The organism is Blastococcus saxobsidens (assembly GCF_002938435.1).
GTDB classification, from domain to species: domain Bacteria; phylum Actinomycetota; class Actinomycetes; order Mycobacteriales; family Geodermatophilaceae; genus Blastococcus; species Blastococcus saxobsidens.
Genome location: NZ_POQT01000035.1, coordinates 32547 through 48173 on the forward strand (window position 1 = coordinate 32547; position 15627 = coordinate 48173).

Below are 15627 nucleotides of genomic sequence, written 5' to 3' on the forward strand. Positions count from 1 at the left end.
CGCTATTCCGCGCTGAGCACCGTGGTGTCGGCCTCGACCCGCACGTCGACGCCGTCGTCGGCCGGGGCGACGCCGGTGAGCCGCAGGCCGAACGGCAGCTCCACCCGGTAGCGGAGGTCGAGCAGGTCGGCGACCCGCCCGACCAGGATCCGCGGGATCTCGACGCCGGCGCCGGATGCGTCCGCCACCTCCACCACGACCTCGTCGCCGTCCAGGCCCACCGTGCCGGAGGCGGTCAGCGGCAGCGAGTAGCCCAGCAGGTCGACCGTCCTGGTGATGCGTAGGTCCTCGCCCTCGCGCTGCAGGGTCGTGTCGCCACCCAGCTCGGCGGCCAGGAGCTCGTAGGACAGGGTCGCCGTGCCGTCGATGCGGTCGACCGGTACCTCCCGCACCTCCCCGGACAGCACCGAGGACAGCGGCAACCGGACCCCGCGCAGGGCGATGTCGGCCTCCGTGCCCTCGGGGCGGCCCAGCTCCTCGGCGGTCAGCGAGATCCGCACCTCCTCGTACCGGCCGCCGAAGGCCTGGGTCAGGAACGGGAAGCCGCGGATGTCCACGTCCGGCTCGCCGGCCAGCCCGCCGCGGTCCGCGAGCTGCTGGGCCACCTGCCCCTCGGCGACGCCCACCGCCACCCGGTCGACCAGGACCGACAACCCCAGGACCAGCAGCACCAGGACCGCGAGGACCTTCACAGGACCGTCAGCAGACCGACGGCGACCGGTGCCGCCGCAGCCATCGGCAGCACGACCTGCACCACGGTCAGCACCCACGGCGACGAGTCGTCGGCCGCCGTGCCGCCGGCCGCATCCACCGCGACGTAGCTGGCCGCGACGGCGACCAGGGCGACGACGCCCGCGACGACGGCTCCGAGGGCCAGCGCGCGGAGCATGCCCAGCCCGGCGAGGTCACGGACCGCGAAGGCCGTCCCCGCGCCGGCGAGCACGGCCAGCACCAGGCCGACCAGCCCCCGGGGTACGCCGTCGGCGACCTGCGGGCGCGGGAGCACCTGGTCCACCAGGTGGCCGACCGCCAGGGAGACCCCGGCGGACAGGGCGGTGAGCACCAGCCGCCCCTCGTCGGACGTGCCGAGCAGCAGCAGCGCCGCGAGCGCGCCGACCGCGGTCAGCAGCAGCGCGGAGCCGGCCAGCGAGTCGACCAGCGCGTGCCGCGGGGAGCGCAGCATCTGCTGGAGGACGGCGGCCAGGAAACCGACCCCCAGCACCGCCAGCAGCCCGCCCAGCACGGGGCGCTGCGGCAGGGCGAGCACCAGGTCGGCGGCCACCGCCGCGGCCGTGCCGACGGCCAGCGAGGCCGCGAAGCCCCGCATCCCGGCGACCAGCACCCAGGACAGGACGAGCGCGAACTGGACCACGAGCACGGCGGCCAGCGCGCCGACGGCACCGAAGGCGGCGGGCAGGCCGGCCAGCAGGCCGGTGGCGAGCACCGCCACCCCGGCGGCGGGCAGGTGGTGCGCCCGGTCCGGCGTCCCGGGCACGACCGCGGTGGAACTCACCGTTGGATCGTCTCAGACGCCCGGCGTCCGACCCGCTCGACGAGCGGGGCCGGCGCGCTGCTGACCCGCAGGGGGCGCGCCTCGACGAGTTCGGGGACGTCGCGGGGCACGTCGGCTATCCTGCCCTCTCACCTCGACAGCGTGGTCGCAGGTCCGGCCGTCGCCCGCCGGCCACGGACCCCTGAGGAGACGACATGCGACTCGTGCTCATGACCGCCGCGCGCCAGGCCACGACCGAGGTGCTGCCCGCCCTCGGTCTGCTCGGTCACCAGGTCCGCGTGGTCGCCCCGGAGCTGTCGAGCCTGCTGGACGGGGACTCGGGCGACGTCGTCCTGGTCGATGCCCGGCACGACCTCGCCAGGGCCCGCACCCTGTGCGGGCTGCTCTCCTCCACCGGGGTCGCCGCCGCGCTGGTCGCCATCCTCTCCGAGGGCGGCCTGGTCGCCCTCTCGGCCGACTGGGGCGTCGACGACGTGCTGCTCGACACCGCCGGCCCCGCCGAGGTCGACGCCCGGCTCAAGTGGGCCACCTCCCGCCGGCTGGCCGCCTCGACGCCCGCGGACGGTGCCGACGGCGGCGTCACGCAGGCCGGCGAACTGGTCATCGACGAGCACAGCTACTCCGCGAAGCTGCGCGGCCGCGCCCTCGACCTGACCTACAAGGAGTTCGAGCTCCTGAAGTACCTCGCCCAGCACCCGGGGCGGGTCTTCTCCCGCGCCCAGCTGCTGCAGGAGATCTGGGGCTACGACTACTTCGGTGGCACCCGCACCGTCGACGTCCACGTGCGCCGGCTGCGGGCCAAGCTCGGCACCGAGCACGAGGCGCTGATCGGCACCGTGCGCAACGTCGGCTACAAGCTCGACCGCCAGGTGGCCGACGCCACCGCCGCGGCCGCCGCCCCGGACGACAGGACCGACGCCGAGCTGGTCTGATGGGGCGGGTGAGCACCTCGGGTCCCGACGTCGACGTCCCCGCCGTCCTCGCGCTGCTGCGCGCCGCCACGGCCGCCGACGGCGTGCGGCCGCTGTCGGAGGACGCCGAGCTGCGGTTGCAGCACCGCTCCCCCGGCGGTGCCGACCTCGTGGAGCGCGCCGACGACGGCACACCGGTCGGCTACGCCCGCCTCGACGACGGCGTCGCCGAGCTGGTCGTCCACCCCGACCACCGGCGCCGCGGCCACGGGACGGCGCTGCTCCGCCGGGTGCTGGACGCCGCCGGCCGGGGCCCGGTCGACATCTGGGCGCACGGGGACCTGCCCGGCTCCGCCGAACTGCTCGCCGCGCACGGCTTCGCCCGCGCCCGTGTGCTGCTGCAGATGCGCCGCGACCTCGCCGGCGTCGACCCCGATCCCCGGCCCGCCCTCGCCGAGGGCGTCACGGTGTCGGCCTTCCGTCCCGGCCGGGACGAGGAGGCGTGGCTGGGGGTGAACGCCCACGCCTTCGACTGGCACCCGGAGCAGGGGCGGACGACCCGTGCGGACCTGGAGCTGCGCGAGGCCGAGCCGTGGTTCGACCCCGAGGGCTTCCTGCTGGCCTGGCGCGGTGAACCGGACGACGGCGGTGAGCTGCTCGGCTTCCACTGGACGAAGGTGCACCCGCCCGGCGACGCCGGCCCCGAGCCGGTCGGCGAGATCTACGTGCTCGGCGTCGATCCAGGCGCGCAAGGTCTGGGCCTGGGCCGGGCGCTCACCGATCTCGGCCTGGCCCACCTGCGCGGGCGGGGCCTGGCCGAGGTGCTGCTGTACGTCGAGGAGGACAACGAGGCGGCGGTGCGGCTGTACGAGGCACGTGGTTTCCGCCGGTCCGCCGTCGACGTCGCCTGGCGGCGCCCGGAGCGACCGTAGCCGCCCGCGAAGCGGCGTCCCCATGCCTGCCCGGACCGCTGGCGCGTGCCACCGCCCTAGGCCGGCCGTGCCGCATCGCCGAGGCCGGCCGGCTCGCTGTCCGCCGGCAGGAATTCCGCGTCCAGCCGGGAAGGCGTGGCATCCAGCGGCGATGCCTCCCCGTCGCCCACGGAGCGGAACGACTCGGCCATCGATCGCCGGGCCCTCCGGCGGTCGACCACCCGGGCCACCTGGATGGCGAGCTCGAACAGCACGATCATGGGCGCGGCCATCGCCACCATGGTGAACGGGTCCTGGGTCGGCGTGACGAACGCGGCGAACAGCACCGTCAGGAAGAAGATCCACCGGCGGGCCCCGGAGAGCGCGTCGTGCGAGAGGACGCCGACGACGTTGAGCGCCACAGCGATCAACGGCAGCTCGAAGGACAAGCCGAACGCCAGCAGGAGCGAGATGACGAAGCCGATGTAGTCCTGAGCGGTGAGCGCGACGACCACCCCCTCCCCGGCGAGGCCGAGCAGCAGCCGGAGGCCGGCCGAGAGCGACACGTATGCCAGGGCGGCGCCGAGGCCGAACAGTGCCGACGACGCGGTCACGAAGACGACGCCGTAGCGCTTCTCGGTGCTCTTCAACCCCGGCGTCAGGAACTGCCACACCTGGAAGAGCCACAACGGCGCCGACACGACCACCCCGACGATGAAGCTGATCTTCAACCGGATGAGAGCGCCGCCGAAGACGTCCGTCACCAGCAGCCCGCATCCACCCTGCGCGTCGTTGTAGCGCAGTTCCTCGGGCAGCCCGCAGTAGGGCGCCCGGATGAAGTCCCCGAGCCCCTGGTCGTACCACCAGAACGCCAGCGCCGTTCCGGCGAGCACAGCGATCAGCGAGACGCCGACCCGGTTGCGCAGTTCGGTGAGGTGCGCGACCAGGGGCATCCCCGCCTGCGGGTCACGGGCTGCCCGGCGCTGCCGGAGACGGACGGTCCGCACGCTGGGCACGGCCTCGATCAGGGGGCGGACGGGGCGGGCGGCACCCGACGCGCTCCGGCGCCGGCCTCGGAGCTACTGGACGGCGTCGCCACGAGCTCACCACGCAGGGCGGCCGGCTCGTCCGGGCGATGGCGGTCGTCCTCCTTCATCCCCTTCATCTCGCCCTTGAAGATGCGCAGCGACCGGCCGAGCGAGCGGGACGCGTCCGGCAGCTTCTTGTAACCGAAGAGCAGGAGCACGGCCAGCAGGACGAGGCCGATCTCCATGGGACCCAGGTTCATGACGTCTCTCCTCGAGTGCGTGTTCGACGGTGGTGGGAGCTGGTCACGGGGCGGCCGGGCCGTCCGGATCCCCGTCGCCCAGGAGGTGCCGTCGCACCAGCTCCCGGGGCTGGTACTGACGGAGGTCGAGGTCGCGCAGCCGGCCGAGGTCCTCGCCGATGCTGTCGTCCAGCTGGCTGCGCACACCGGTCATGGCCCCGCGCAGGCGCTTGAGGCCGGACGCCGACTCCCGCGCCAGGTCCGGCAGCCGGTCGGGGCCGAAGATGAACAGTGCGGCCAGGGCGAGCACGACCACCTCGCCCCAGCCGATCGAGTTGAGCACGCCAGGCTCCGATCGCAGTCGTGTGGCCACGGGTCCCCGGGTGTCCCGGCGCCACGGCACCGGGACACCCGGGGAACAGGAGGCTCAGGTCAGAGCGCGCCCTTCTCCCACGGCCCGCGGATCGCGAAGCTGACCCCCGGGGTCTGGACGTTGACGAACATGACGTCACCGTCGGGGCTGAAGCACGCCCCGGCGAACTCGGCGTCGCTGAGGCTGTTCTTCGCGAAGTCGAAGATCTCGCCCCGCTCGTTGAGACCGCGGACGAACTGCTCGCCGCCGCCGTCCTCGCACAGCACCAGGCCACCGCGAGGGCTGACCGTGAGGTTGTCCGGAGCGTCCAGCACCTCGGCCGACGGCGACTCGAACAGCAGGATCAGCTGGCCACCGGAGCGCCCACGGGGGCGGTACTCCCACACCTGGCCGGCGCCGGCGTCGCCGCCGCTGGTGGCGTTGAAGAAGACGCTGCCGCCGTCGTACCAGCAGCCCTCGAGCCGGGCGAAAGCTGCGCCACCCTTGACTGCGCCCTGGTTGTACACCGACTCGGTCGTGATGGCGGCCGGGTCCGGGTCGTCGATGGTCACCCACTCGACCGGCATGGGGTTCCCCACCCGGTTGCTCACCCCGGTGTAGGTCTGCATCTGCGGCTGTTCCTTGACCGCGAGCATCTGCAGCACCCCGCCGGCCGCGAGGTTGCCGGGCTCCGCGGGCAGGAACCGGTAGAAGCCCGAGGTGTTGCCGCTGTCCTCGGTCTCGTACACGATGCCGGTGGCCGGGTCGACCGCGACGGCCTCGTGGGCGAAGCGCCCCATCGCCGTGTAGGGCGCGGGGTTCTCGACGGGGCCGTCCTGGTGGGCGGGCACCTCGAAGATGTAGCCGTGGTTCTTGGTGAACCCGTTCTGCGTTCCGTTGACCGTCTCCTCGCAGGAGAGCCAGGACCCCCAGGGGGTGAGCCCTCCGGCGCAGTTGACCGAGGTGCCGTTGAGCGAGATGAAGCTGTCGGTCAGCATCAGTTCGCTGGTGTCGAAGGTGAGCGTCGTCGTGCCACCGGCGGCCAGGGGGTCGTAGGCGTCGTCCCGGTCGCCGACGAGCGCCTTGTCGTAGCTCCTGGTGGCCGTGGGGGTGGGCGCGTAGCCCTGCTCGTGGTTGCGGACCAGCCGGATGACCTGGGGGGTGCCGGTGGCGAAGGTGGCCATGCCGTCGTGCCGGCCGGGAGTCGGGTGGCCATCCGAACCCCGGGCCGGCAGGCCCCGGGGGGTGGCGAAGGATGCCTCGTGACCGAAGGACGCGTACTCGAACCCGGCCGGGAGCCACAGCAGGGTCTCGCCGGTGGTCATGTCCTTGGCGGGCGCGATGGGGCCGTAGCCACCGTTGTCGGGTGCCTTCAGCTCCTGGCCGCGGCGGCCGGGGGCGGCGAGCGCCCCGTGGGCGGCGAGGGCGTGCGTGCCGCTGGCCAGCATGGTGCCGGCAGTGATGACGGCGCCGCGCTGGAGGAACTTGCGGCGGTCGAGGGAGCTGCTCATGTGGTGCTCTCCTTGAGGTCGAGCAGAGGACGGACCGTTCCGACGCTAGGGAGCTCGGACGTCCGGGAAGGAGCCGTCCGGCGAAGCCCCGGCGAACGACCGTTGCGCGCTCTGGCGGCGATGTTGGCTCCGCGTTCACCCGGAAGCAGCACCGGCTTCCTACGGTGCAGAGGACGGCGTCGATCCGAGGAGAAGCATGTCCACCACGCTCGACACGACCGCGATGCCGCCTGCAGCCATCGGCCCGGGCGGAGGGCCGACGGCTCCCCGGCACGGCCGGGGTCCGCGGGTGCTGGTCGTATTCGCCGGTCGGCACGGGTCGACGCGGGAGATCGCCGCCCGGCTCGCCCGATACCTGACGCAGAGCGAGGCCGGCCGGCGGACCGGTCTGCACGCCGCCCTGGCGCCTGCGCAGAGCCGGCCCGACCCGGAACCGTTCACCGGGGTCGTGCTGGGCAGCGCGGTCTACGGAGGTGCGTGGCTCGAGCCGGCGAGGGGCTATCTCGAGACCCACGCCGACGCCCTCGCCCGCAGGGCCACGTGGTCGTTCTCCAGCGGGATGTGGGGGCAGGAAGCCTCCCCCTCGCTGCGGGGTGAGTCGTCCCCGTGGGTCCATGAGCTCACCGGCCGGCACGAGCACCGGTGGTTCCGCGGTCGCACCGAGCGACGCCTGCTCTCGGCTGCGGAACTCCACGCGTGGCCGCGGTTCGCAGCGCCGGCCGGGGACCAACGGGACTGGCAGGCCGTCCGCGCGTGGGCTGCCGAGATCGCCGGCGCCCTCGAGGCGGTGGGTGCGAACTCCCGGGACCACCAGGTGGTGTGACCTCGACCGGGGGCCACCTGTCCTCCCGGACGGGGCATCCGCCACCGATCCCGGGAGCGCAGCGGGCGGTCGACTCCGCGATGGGGGGCACGTCCTCGGGCGAGCGTGCGACGCCGCCGCGCTGCCGCGACCTGCGGTCCACCCGGGTCCGTGACCGTCGGCGACATCCGGGCCCGTCCGGGGCGCCGCAGCCTGACGAGGTGGCGTCGTGCCGACCGACCTGCCCCTGCCCTGGGCTCCCGGTCCGCTCAGGCCCCGCCGGACCTCCTGGCTGGGCCCCGCAGGCCGCGCGGTGACCGCTCGATGCCCGGCCGGCGTGTCCGGAGCGACCGTCATCGCCAGTTCCGCCGCCGGTCGGCCTGTGTTCACGCGTCGGCTCCCCGTCGGCCGCCCTCCCGGGCGTGGATGGACGGGCCCTTCCTTCCCACCCCGTCCCTGGAGCACATATGACCCGCACAGCCCTCCACCGGATGGCAACCGGTGCCGCCGCCGCGACGGCATTGACCACCCTGACGCTGGCCGGCGGCCTGTCCGCCGCCGGAGCGGCTCCGGACAAGGCCCAGGGCCCGAAGCCGGTCGACGTCCAGCTGCTGGCCATCAACGACTTCCACGGCGCCCTCGAGGTCCCGGGCGGCTCCGGCGGCCGCATCCAGACCGCCGCCGGCGGCACGACCGTCGACGCCGGAGGGGCGGAATACCTCGCCACCCAGCTGGCGGAGCTGGCCGAGGAGCAGAAGAAGAACAACACGATCACCGTGGCCGCCGGCGATCTCATCGGCGCCTCGCCGCTGCTGTCGGCCGCCTTCCACGACGAGCCCGCCATCGAGTCGCTGAGCCTCGCCGGGCTCGACTACGCGAGCGTGGGGAACCACGCGTTCGACGAGGGCGCCGAGGAACTGCTGCGGATCCAGAACGGCGGCTGCCACCCCGACGACGGCTGCGCCGACGGCACGCCGTACGAAGGCGCCGGCTTCCGGTACCTGTCGGCCAACGCGTTCGTCACCGAGACCGGCGAGCCGCTGCTCGACCCGTACGCCGTCCACAAGGTGCAGGGGGTCGAGGTCGGCTTCATCGGCATGACCCTGGAGGGCACGAAGGACGTCGTCAGCCAGGAGGGCGTCGCCGGCCTGGAATTCGCCGACGAGATCGAGACGGCGAACCGCTACGCAGCCGAGCTGCAGGCCCAGGGCGTCGAGACGATCGTCGTCCTGCTGCACCAGGGCGGCACGCAGACCGGTGCGGACGCCTGGGACGTCAACGGCTGCAACGGCTTCACCGGCCCCGTCGTCGAGATCGCCGAGGGCATGGACGACGCCATCGACGTCGTCGTCAGCGGCCACACCCACCAGGCGTACAACTGCACGATCGATGGGAAGCTCGTCACCAGCGCCGGCTCCAACGGCCGACTGGTCACCGACATCGACCTGTCCATCGACCGGCGCACCGGCGACGTGCTCACCGCCGAGGCCGACAACGTCGTCGTGACCCGTGACGTGACGCCCGACGCCACCCAGACCGAGCTGATCGAGCGCTACCAGGAGGCGCTCGGCCCGATCGCCGACCAGGTCGTCGGCACCACCCCCGACGGCCTGACGAGGACGCAGGAGACCCTCTTCGAGGGGGCACTCGGTGAGTCGGCGCTCGGAAACGTGATCGCCGACGCGCAGCTGGCCGCCACCGACGACGAGGCCGGCGCCGTGGCCGCCTTCATGAACCCCGGCGGCGTCCGCGCCGACCTCGACGCCGGGGAGATCACCTACGAGGAGGCCTTCACCGTCCAGCCGTTCGCCAACAACCTGGTCACTCTCGACCTCACCGGCGAGCAGCTGTACTGCCTGCTGGAGCAGCAGTTCCAGGTGCGCCGGACGCTGTACGTCTCCGACACGGTCTCCTACGTGGTCGATCCCCAGGGCACGACCGCGGCGGCCGGGGCCGACCCGTGCACCGGCTCCCGGGTCGTGGAGGGCAGCCTGGAGATCGGCGGCGCGCCGGTCGTGGCCGACGAGACCTACCGCGTCACGGTGAACAACTTCCTCGCCGGCGGCGGCGACGGGTTCTCCGTCCTCACCGGCGGGACGAATGCCGTGACCGGTCCGATCGACCTGGACGCCTTCACCGCCTACCTCACGGCCAACGACCCGGTGACCGCGCCGTCGCTCGACCGCATCACCACCACCGCGGAGGGCGCGCCGGCCTGACCCACCCAGCTGCCCGGTCGGCGGCGGTCCCCACCGAGGGGGCCGCCGCCGACGCACGTCCACCCCCGATGACGACCGCTCGGCGACCGACCCGTGACCGATCCAGGCGGACAGGCAACGGTCCGGATCCGTCGTCCACGAGGTGATGCGCGACGCCTACTCCTCCAGGCGGCCGCCGGTCAGCTGGTCGAGGAGCGGCGGCGGGAGGACCCTCCCGCACAGAGATCGGTGGAACGGACCGCAGGGGGACGTGACGGCCGCCGCACCGGGCCGGACACCTGGCCGCTGTCCCGACGTCGCCCGTCCGCATGCTCGTCCGCCGACATCCAACCGGCGATCCAACGTTATCCAGACGTTATGGAAAAGGCAGACACGCGGGCGTTCACCAATCCGACGTGAGACGGGTCATGAGGATCTTCCGACCTCTTTCGCTCCGTTCATCATGCGTTCACCTCGCTGGCCGGGCCCGTCCACCTCGGCTCTCTAGCGTCCTGACTCGACGGTCCACAGCAGCCCGGAGAAGGTCCGGGCCCATGTCGAGAGGCACTGAGTTGAAGCTCCGCACCAAGACGCGCGCCACGGCCATGTCCATGGCGCTCGCCGGCACCCTCGCGCTCGCCGCCTGTGGTGCTTCCAACGAGTCGGGCAGCGAGGGCGGCGGCGGCGGCGGCGGGCAGTCGCTCAGTGGCGACCTCGTCGGTGCCGGGTCCAGCGCTCAGCAGGCCGCCATGGAGGCCTGGCAGGCCGGCTTCCAGGGTGAGTACCCGGACGTGAACTTCAGCTACGACCCGGTCGGCTCCGGCGGCGGCCGCGAGCAGTTCGTCGCCGGCAACACCGACTTCGCCGGCTCCGACGCCGCGCTGGACGAGGAGGAGCTGGCCACCGCTCAGGAGCGCTGCGCCGGCGGCGAGATCTTCGAGCTGCCCAACTACATCTCGCCGATCGCGGTCGTGTTCAACCTCGAGGGCGTCGACGAGCTGAACCTCTCGGCCGACACGATCGCCGGCATCTTCACCGGCGGCATCACGAACTGGAACGACCCGGCCATCGCCGCGGACAACCCGGACGTGACGCTGCCCGACCTGCCGATCACCGCGGTCCACCGCGCCGACGACTCGGGCACGACGGACAACTTCACCGACTACCTGTACCAGGCCGCCGGTGACGTGTGGACCAACGAGCCCGACGGCGTCTGGCCGCTGTCCGGCGGCGAGGCCGCCAACGGCACCTCGGGTGTCGTCGGTGTGGTCGAGGGCCGCGAGGGTGCGATCACCTACGCCGACGCCAGCCGCGCCGGTGAGCTGGGAGTGGTGAGCGTGGGCGTGGGCGAGGAGTTCGTCGCTCCCACCGCCGAGTCCGCCTCCGCTGTGGTGGAGAACTCCCCCGCCGTCGAGGGCCGCGGCGAGTACGACTTCGCCATCGAGGTCAACCGGGAGACCGAGGGCTCGGGCGAGTACCCGATCGTGCTGGTCAGCTACCACATCGGCTGCATCGAGTACGACGACCAGTCGACCGCCGACAACGTCAAGGCCTTCATGGAGTACGTGATCAGCGAGGAGGGCCAAGCGACCGCCGAGGAGAACGCCGGCAGCGCGCCGATCTCCGACGGGCTGCGCGAGCAGGCCATGACCGCGGTCGAGGCGATCACCGCCGCGAGCTGAACCTCAGTACGCCACGATGGCCCGGGACGTCTCCACGACGTCCCGGGCCATCGCACCGCCCGGCACCGGACGAGCAGACGGCCCGGACCAGGCGTACACATCCACGCATGAACCCCACGGAGCAGCGGTGACCGCCACGAAGGCCCCGTCCGAGCCCATGCGCCAGCCGGCCGTCCGCCGGCCCGGCGACCGCATCTTCGCCGGCAGCGCGAAGGCCTCCGGCATCTTCATCCTGCTGGTGCTCGCCGGCGTCGCCGCCTTCCTCATCGGGGAGGCGATCCCGGCGCTGACCGCGCCGGCGGAGGAGATCCCCGGCGGGGAGGGCCTGGCCGCCTACATCGGCCCGCTCGTCCTCGGCACGCTGCTCGGCGCGGTGCTCGCCCTCCTCGTCGCCACCCCGCTCGCCGTCGGGATCGCGCTCTACGTCACCTACTACGCCCCGCGGCGGATCGCAGCCGCCATGGGCTACGTCATCGACCTGCTGGCGGCCATCCCCAGCGTCGTGTACGGCTTCTGGGGCCTGGCGGTCCTGGCGCCGGCCCTGCGGCCCTTCCACTCGTGGGCGGCGGACACGCTCGGCTTCATCCCGTTCTTCGCCGGCCCGGCGTCCACCACCGGCCGCACCATGTTCACCGTGGGGCTCGTGCTCGCGGTGATGATCCTGCCGATCATCTCGGCCATCTCCCGCGAGGTGTTCACCCAGGCCCCGGCGCTGCACCGCGAGGCAGCCCTGGCGCTCGGCGCCACGCGCTGGGAGATGATCCGGATGGCGGTGCTGCCCTACGGCAAGTCCGGCGTCATCGCCGGCGCGATGCTGGGTCTGGGCCGTGCGCTGGGGGAGACGATGGCCGTCGCCATCGTCCTCTCCGGTGGCGCGGGCGCGACGCTGACCCTGATCAGCAACTCCAACCCGTCGACGATCGCGTCCAACATCGCGCTGAGGTTCCCCGAGGCCACCGGCATCGACGTCAACACGCTCATCGCCAGCGGCCTGGTGCTCTTCGTCATCACGCTCGGCGTGAACATGCTCGCCCGCTGGGTCGTCAACCGCCGCGCCGACTTCTCCGGAGCCAACTGATGAGCACGCCCACCCGGATCGCACCCGAGGCCCCGGCACGTCCCGCCGGGCCCGTCCGCGCCCAGCGCCGGCTGCCCCGCTTCGCGCCGCTGGGCCTCTTCCTGGCCGGCGTCGCCCTCGGGTTCGCCCTCTCGGCCCTGTCGGGCTTCAGCATCCCCACGGCGGTCGTCTACGGCGTGCTGCTCGGCACGCTGGCCGTCTACGTCGCCTCCCGGGCGGTCGAGGGCCGGCGCAAGGCCACCGACCGGCTGGTGACCTCCCTGGTCACCACCGCCTTCGGCATCGCGATGGTGCCGCTGCTCTCCCTGGTGTGGACCGTGCTGGACAACGGCCTGCCCCGCTTCGACGCCGCCTTCTTCACCAACTCGATGTACCGGGTGGTCGGTGAGGGCGGCGGCGCCTACCACGCAATCCTCGGCACGCTGGTCATCACGGCGCTCGCCACGGCCATCTCGGTGCCGATCGGCCTGATGACCGCGATCTACCTCGTGGAGTACGCCAGCGGGCGGCTCAAGAAGTCGATCACCTTCTTCGTCGACGTCATGACCGGCATCCCGTCGATCGTCGCCGGCCTCTTCGCCTTCGCGCTCTTCACGCTGCTGTTCGGCGGAGGCGTCCGGCTGGGCGTCATGGGCGCGGTGGCCCTCTCGGTGCTGATGATCCCGGTGGTCGTCCGCTCCTGCGAGGAGGTGCTCAAGCTGGTCCCGAACGAGCTCCGCGAGGCCAGCTACGCCCTCGGGGTGCCGAAGTGGCGGACCGTGGTGAAGGTGGTGCTGCCGACCGCCATCGCGGGGCTCGGCACCGGCATCACCCTCGCCGTCGCCCGCGTCGTCGGCGAGACCGCCCCGCTGCTGGTCACCGTCGGCCTGATCACCGGCACCAACCTCAACCCGTTCGACGGGCGCATGGCGACCCTGCCGGTCTTCGCCTTCTACCAGCTGACCCAGCCGGGTACCGCCACCCAGGCATTCCTGGACCGGGCCTGGACGGCAGCCCTGGTTCTCATCATCCTGGTCATGGCGCTCAACGTCGTCGCTCGCCTGATCAGCCGATTCTTCGCTCCCAAGACCGGTCGCTGACCGCCGAAGCCGACCGACCGACCCGGAGGACACGCACGTGGCCAAGCGCATCGAGGTCTCCGACCTCAACATCTACTACGGCGACTTCCGAGCCGTCGAGGGCGTCAACATCTCCATCGAGCCGCGGAGCATCACCGCGCTCATCGGCCCGTCGGGCTGCGGCAAGTCGACGTTCCTGCGCTCGCTCAACCGGATGCACGAGGTGCTGCCCGGCGCCCGCGTCGAGGGCAAGGTCGTCATGGACGGCCAGGACCTCTACGGCGCCGACGTCGACCCGGTGGACGTCCGCCGCCAGATCGGCATGGTCTTCCAGCGGCCCAACCCGTTCCCGACGATGTCCATCTACGACAACGTCATCGCCGGCAACCGGCTGAACAACAAGAAGATGAAGAAGTCCGAGGCCGACGACCTCGTCGAGAAGTCGCTGCGCGGCGCCAACCTCTGGAACGAGGTGAAGGACCGCCTCGACCGCCCCGGCTCCGGCCTGTCCGGTGGTCAGCAGCAGCGGCTGTGCATCGCCCGGGCGATCGCCGTCGAGCCCGACGTGCTGCTCATGGACGAGCCCTGCTCCGCGCTGGACCCGATCTCCACGCTGGCCATCGAGGACCTGATGACCGAGCTCAAGGAGCAGTTCACCATCGTGATCGTCACCCACAACATGCAGCAGGCGGCGCGGGTGAGCGAGTCCACCGGCTTCTTCAACCTCAACGGCGTCGGGCAGCCGGGCCGGCTGATCGAGTTCAACCCGACCGAGAAGATCTTCAGCAACCCGGACGAGAAGGCCACCGAGGACTACATCTCCGGCCGCTTCGGCTAAGCCGGCGCCGGGCGCGCACCGGCCCCGCTCAGCAGCGGACCGCAGCCGCCTCGGGCTGCGGTGCCGCCGCGGCGACGTCCGTGGCCGGCTCGGGGGCGGCCGGCGCGCCGATCTCGACCGGGACCACCGTGGAGTAGCCCGGGCCGATCACCAGCTGCACCGCGCCGCCGATCGCGTCGCTGGGTTCCAGTGCCGCGCCGGGGACGGCCGCCGCCACGGTGCGTGCCGCCTCCTCCGCGCCCGGGCCGAAGCGCACGACGCTCTGGCTCACGGTGCCCGGCTCGTTCCCCACGGCTGCGACGCCGAAGCCCTGCGCACGCAGGGCATCGGCCACCGTGGCGGCGAGCCCGGTGGTGCCGGTGCCGTTGAGCACGTCGACGGTGATCTGCTCCGGCGCGGCCGTCAGCGGGGGTGGCCCGGCCGGCGCCGCCTCGGGGGCGGGCTCGGGGGCCGGCGTCGTGGCAGCGGCGGCGTCGGCACGCTGCGCCTCGAGGACCTCGTCCGGCAGCCGGGCCCCGTCGATCACCTCGTCGAACAGCGCCCGGGTCGCGGGCCGGTCGAGCACCACGTAGGCCTGGTCGGTGCCCGCCGGCACGTAACCGACCTGCGCGACCGGCAGGCCGGCGCGGTGGACGGCGTCGCCCGACAGGTCGCCGAGGGTCCCGGCCAGGACGCGCAGGTCGCCGAGCGTCGTCTGCTCGTCGACGGTCAGGGCGTCGGAGGCACGGTTGAGGAACCGGGTCAGCGTCACCGGGTCGAGCAGGGTGTCGGCCGACATCGCGGCCCGGAGCGTCGAGGTGAGCAACCGCTGGGCGCGCTCGGCCACCGCGGCACCGGTGACGTCGAGGCCGGAGTCCCCCGGAGCGAGGAAGCCGGACGCCGCCGGGCCGGAGAGCTGGGAGGGACCGGCCGGCGGCGGCTCGGCCGCGGCGGCGACGGCCTGCGACGGCACCACGCAGACCGGGACGCCACCCAGCGCGTCCACCATGCCGGGCACCCCGGCGAGGTCGACCCCGAGGTAGTGGTCGATGCGCAAGCCCGACAGCTGCTGCACGGCACGCACCATGCAGGCCGGTCCGCCGTCGAGCAGGCTGCTGGCGAACGCCTCGGTCACCGGGTTGCGCAGGTCACCGTCGGGCGTGCGGCACGCGGGGGTGTCGATCAGGGCCGTGGGCGGGACGCTGACCAGGACCGCACGGTCACCCTCGGCCGAGACGGAGGCGACGAGGGTGGCCAACGAGGCGGCGCCGGTCTGCCCGGGGATCCCGGTGCCGACCACGAGGTAGGTGTCCGCGGCGTCCTGGAGGTCGGGCGCGAGCACCTCCGGACCGTCCGTCGCGAGCGCGTCGACGCGGTCGATCCGCTGGTCGACGTAGAAGTACAGGGCCAGGTGGTAGAGGACGACCAGACCCACCACCGCGACGAGCGCGACGGCCGCCCGCACCGCCCGGCGCCGGCCCGGGCTGCGCGGCGGGCGGTCGGCCGGACGGCGGCGCGAAGCCGGCG

General features: G+C 73.0%; 15 protein-coding genes. 8 read left to right on the plus strand and 7 right to left on the minus strand.

Translation table 11 applies throughout. The features are described 5' to 3' along the window. Positions 1 to 2: 2 nt before the first annotated feature. A complete protein-coding gene (locus C5507_RS17830) occupies positions 3 to 692 on the minus strand; it encodes an LmeA family phospholipid-binding protein (protein ID WP_104529851.1) in 690 nt (229 codons plus the stop codon). After that, the gene (locus tag C5507_RS17835; RefSeq protein WP_104529852.1) at positions 689 to 1513 is read right to left on the minus strand and encodes a hypothetical protein; all 825 of its coding nucleotides are present in this window, start codon (positions 1511 to 1513) and stop codon (positions 689 to 691) included. The genes C5507_RS17830 and C5507_RS17835 overlap by 4 nt, the downstream gene beginning before the upstream one ends. Positions 1514 to 1707: 194 nt before the next feature. On the opposite strand from C5507_RS17835, the gene C5507_RS17840 reads away from it, so the two are divergent. Together C5507_RS17840 and mshD are read left to right on the plus strand one after the other, a co-directional pair. Further along, the gene (locus C5507_RS17840) at positions 1708 to 2445 is read left to right on the plus strand and encodes a winged helix-turn-helix domain-containing protein (protein ID WP_104529853.1); all 738 of its coding nucleotides are present in this window, start codon (positions 1708 to 1710) and stop codon (positions 2443 to 2445) included. A gap of 8 nt (positions 2446 to 2453) precedes the next feature. Then, positions 2454 to 3356, plus strand: coding sequence for a mycothiol synthase (gene mshD / locus C5507_RS17845; RefSeq protein ID WP_242611182.1), 903 nt, complete (start codon positions 2454 to 2456; stop codon positions 3354 to 3356). Between the two features lie 56 nt (positions 3357 to 3412). Here mshD and tatC read toward each other — a convergent pair whose 3' ends face one another. From tatC to C5507_RS17865, 4 genes are all read right to left on the minus strand, one after another. Next, positions 3413 to 4351, minus strand: coding sequence for a twin-arginine translocase subunit TatC (gene tatC, locus C5507_RS17850; RefSeq protein WP_242611183.1), 939 nt, complete (start codon positions 4349 to 4351; stop codon positions 3413 to 3415). Between the two features lie 8 nt (positions 4352 to 4359). Further along, positions 4360 to 4623, minus strand: coding sequence for a Sec-independent protein translocase subunit TatA (gene tatA, locus C5507_RS17855; RefSeq protein WP_104529855.1), 264 nt, complete (start codon positions 4621 to 4623; stop codon positions 4360 to 4362). 43 nt (positions 4624 to 4666) lie between these two features. Next, positions 4667 to 4945 carry a twin-arginine translocase TatA/TatE family subunit gene (locus tag C5507_RS17860; RefSeq protein WP_104529856.1) on the minus strand — a complete coding sequence of 93 codons (279 nt, stop codon included), beginning with the start codon at positions 4943 to 4945 and terminating at the stop codon, positions 4667 to 4669. An 89-nt stretch (positions 4946 to 5034) separates the two neighbouring features. Beyond that, positions 5035 to 6465: a PhoX family protein gene (locus C5507_RS17865; RefSeq protein ID WP_104529857.1), complete on the minus strand. Its 1431-nt coding sequence runs from the start codon at positions 6463 to 6465 to the stop codon at positions 5035 to 5037. A gap of 196 nt (positions 6466 to 6661) precedes the next feature. Between C5507_RS17865 and C5507_RS17870 the strand changes: the two genes are divergently transcribed. The 6 genes from C5507_RS17870 (at position 6662) to pstB (ending at position 14121) form a co-directional block, all read left to right on the plus strand. Beyond that, positions 6662 to 7288 carry a flavodoxin domain-containing protein gene (locus C5507_RS17870; RefSeq protein WP_104529858.1) on the plus strand — a complete coding sequence of 209 codons (627 nt, stop codon included), beginning with the start codon at positions 6662 to 6664 and terminating at the stop codon, positions 7286 to 7288. A gap of 446 nt (positions 7289 to 7734) precedes the next feature. Then, positions 7735 to 9486 carry a bifunctional metallophosphatase/5'-nucleotidase gene (locus C5507_RS17875; RefSeq protein ID WP_207225853.1) on the plus strand — a complete coding sequence of 584 codons (1752 nt, stop codon included), beginning with the start codon at positions 7735 to 7737 and terminating at the stop codon, positions 9484 to 9486. Positions 9487 to 10019: 533 nt separating this feature from the next. Then, positions 10020 to 11147, plus strand: a complete 1128-nt coding sequence (pstS, locus tag C5507_RS17880; RefSeq protein WP_104529859.1) for a phosphate ABC transporter substrate-binding protein PstS — start codon at positions 10020 to 10022, stop codon at positions 11145 to 11147. A gap of 127 nt (positions 11148 to 11274) precedes the next feature. After that, on the plus strand, positions 11275 to 12225 hold the full coding sequence (pstC, locus tag C5507_RS17885; protein WP_242611184.1) for a phosphate ABC transporter permease subunit PstC: 951 nt from the start codon (positions 11275 to 11277) through the stop codon (positions 12223 to 12225). Beyond that, positions 12225 to 13304 (plus strand): phosphate ABC transporter permease PstA, encoded by a 1080-nt coding sequence (gene pstA / locus C5507_RS17890; protein ID WP_104529860.1) that lies wholly within the window; start codon positions 12225 to 12227, stop codon positions 13302 to 13304. Before pstC ends, pstA begins: the two co-directional genes overlap by 1 nt. A 37-nt stretch (positions 13305 to 13341) precedes the next feature. Next, positions 13342 to 14121, plus strand: a complete 780-nt coding sequence (pstB, locus tag C5507_RS17895; RefSeq protein ID WP_104529861.1) for a phosphate ABC transporter ATP-binding protein PstB — start codon at positions 13342 to 13344, stop codon at positions 14119 to 14121. Between the two features lie 28 nt (positions 14122 to 14149). On the opposite strand, the gene C5507_RS17900 is transcribed toward pstB, so the two are convergent. Beyond that, positions 14150 to 15627: LCP family protein (locus C5507_RS17900; protein ID WP_104529869.1), on the minus strand; the 1478-nt coding region annotated here is incomplete at its 5' end.

What these genes read in the sequence shown, in the direction of transcription:
- pstA (WP_104529860.1), top strand. Translation starts at nt 12,225, where the DNA reads ATGAGCACGCCCACCCGGATCGCACCCGAGGCCCCGGCACGTCCCGCC.
- C5507_RS17875 (WP_207225853.1), top strand. Translation starts at nt 7,735, where the DNA reads ATGACCCGCACAGCCCTCCACCGGATGGCAACCGGTGCCGCCGCCGCG.
- C5507_RS17840 (WP_104529853.1), top strand. Translation starts at nt 1,708, where the DNA reads ATGCGACTCGTGCTCATGACCGCCGCGCGCCAGGCCACGACCGAGGTG.
- C5507_RS17865 (WP_104529857.1), bottom strand. Translation starts at nt 6,465, where the DNA reads ATGAGCAGCTCCCTCGACCGCCGCAAGTTCCTCCAGCGCGGCGCCGTC.
- tatA (WP_104529855.1), bottom strand. Translation starts at nt 4,623, where the DNA reads ATGAACCTGGGTCCCATGGAGATCGGCCTCGTCCTGCTGGCCGTGCTC.
- C5507_RS17870 (WP_104529858.1), top strand. Translation starts at nt 6,662, where the DNA reads ATGTCCACCACGCTCGACACGACCGCGATGCCGCCTGCAGCCATCGGC.
- pstS (WP_104529859.1), top strand. Translation starts at nt 10,020, where the DNA reads ATGTCGAGAGGCACTGAGTTGAAGCTCCGCACCAAGACGCGCGCCACG.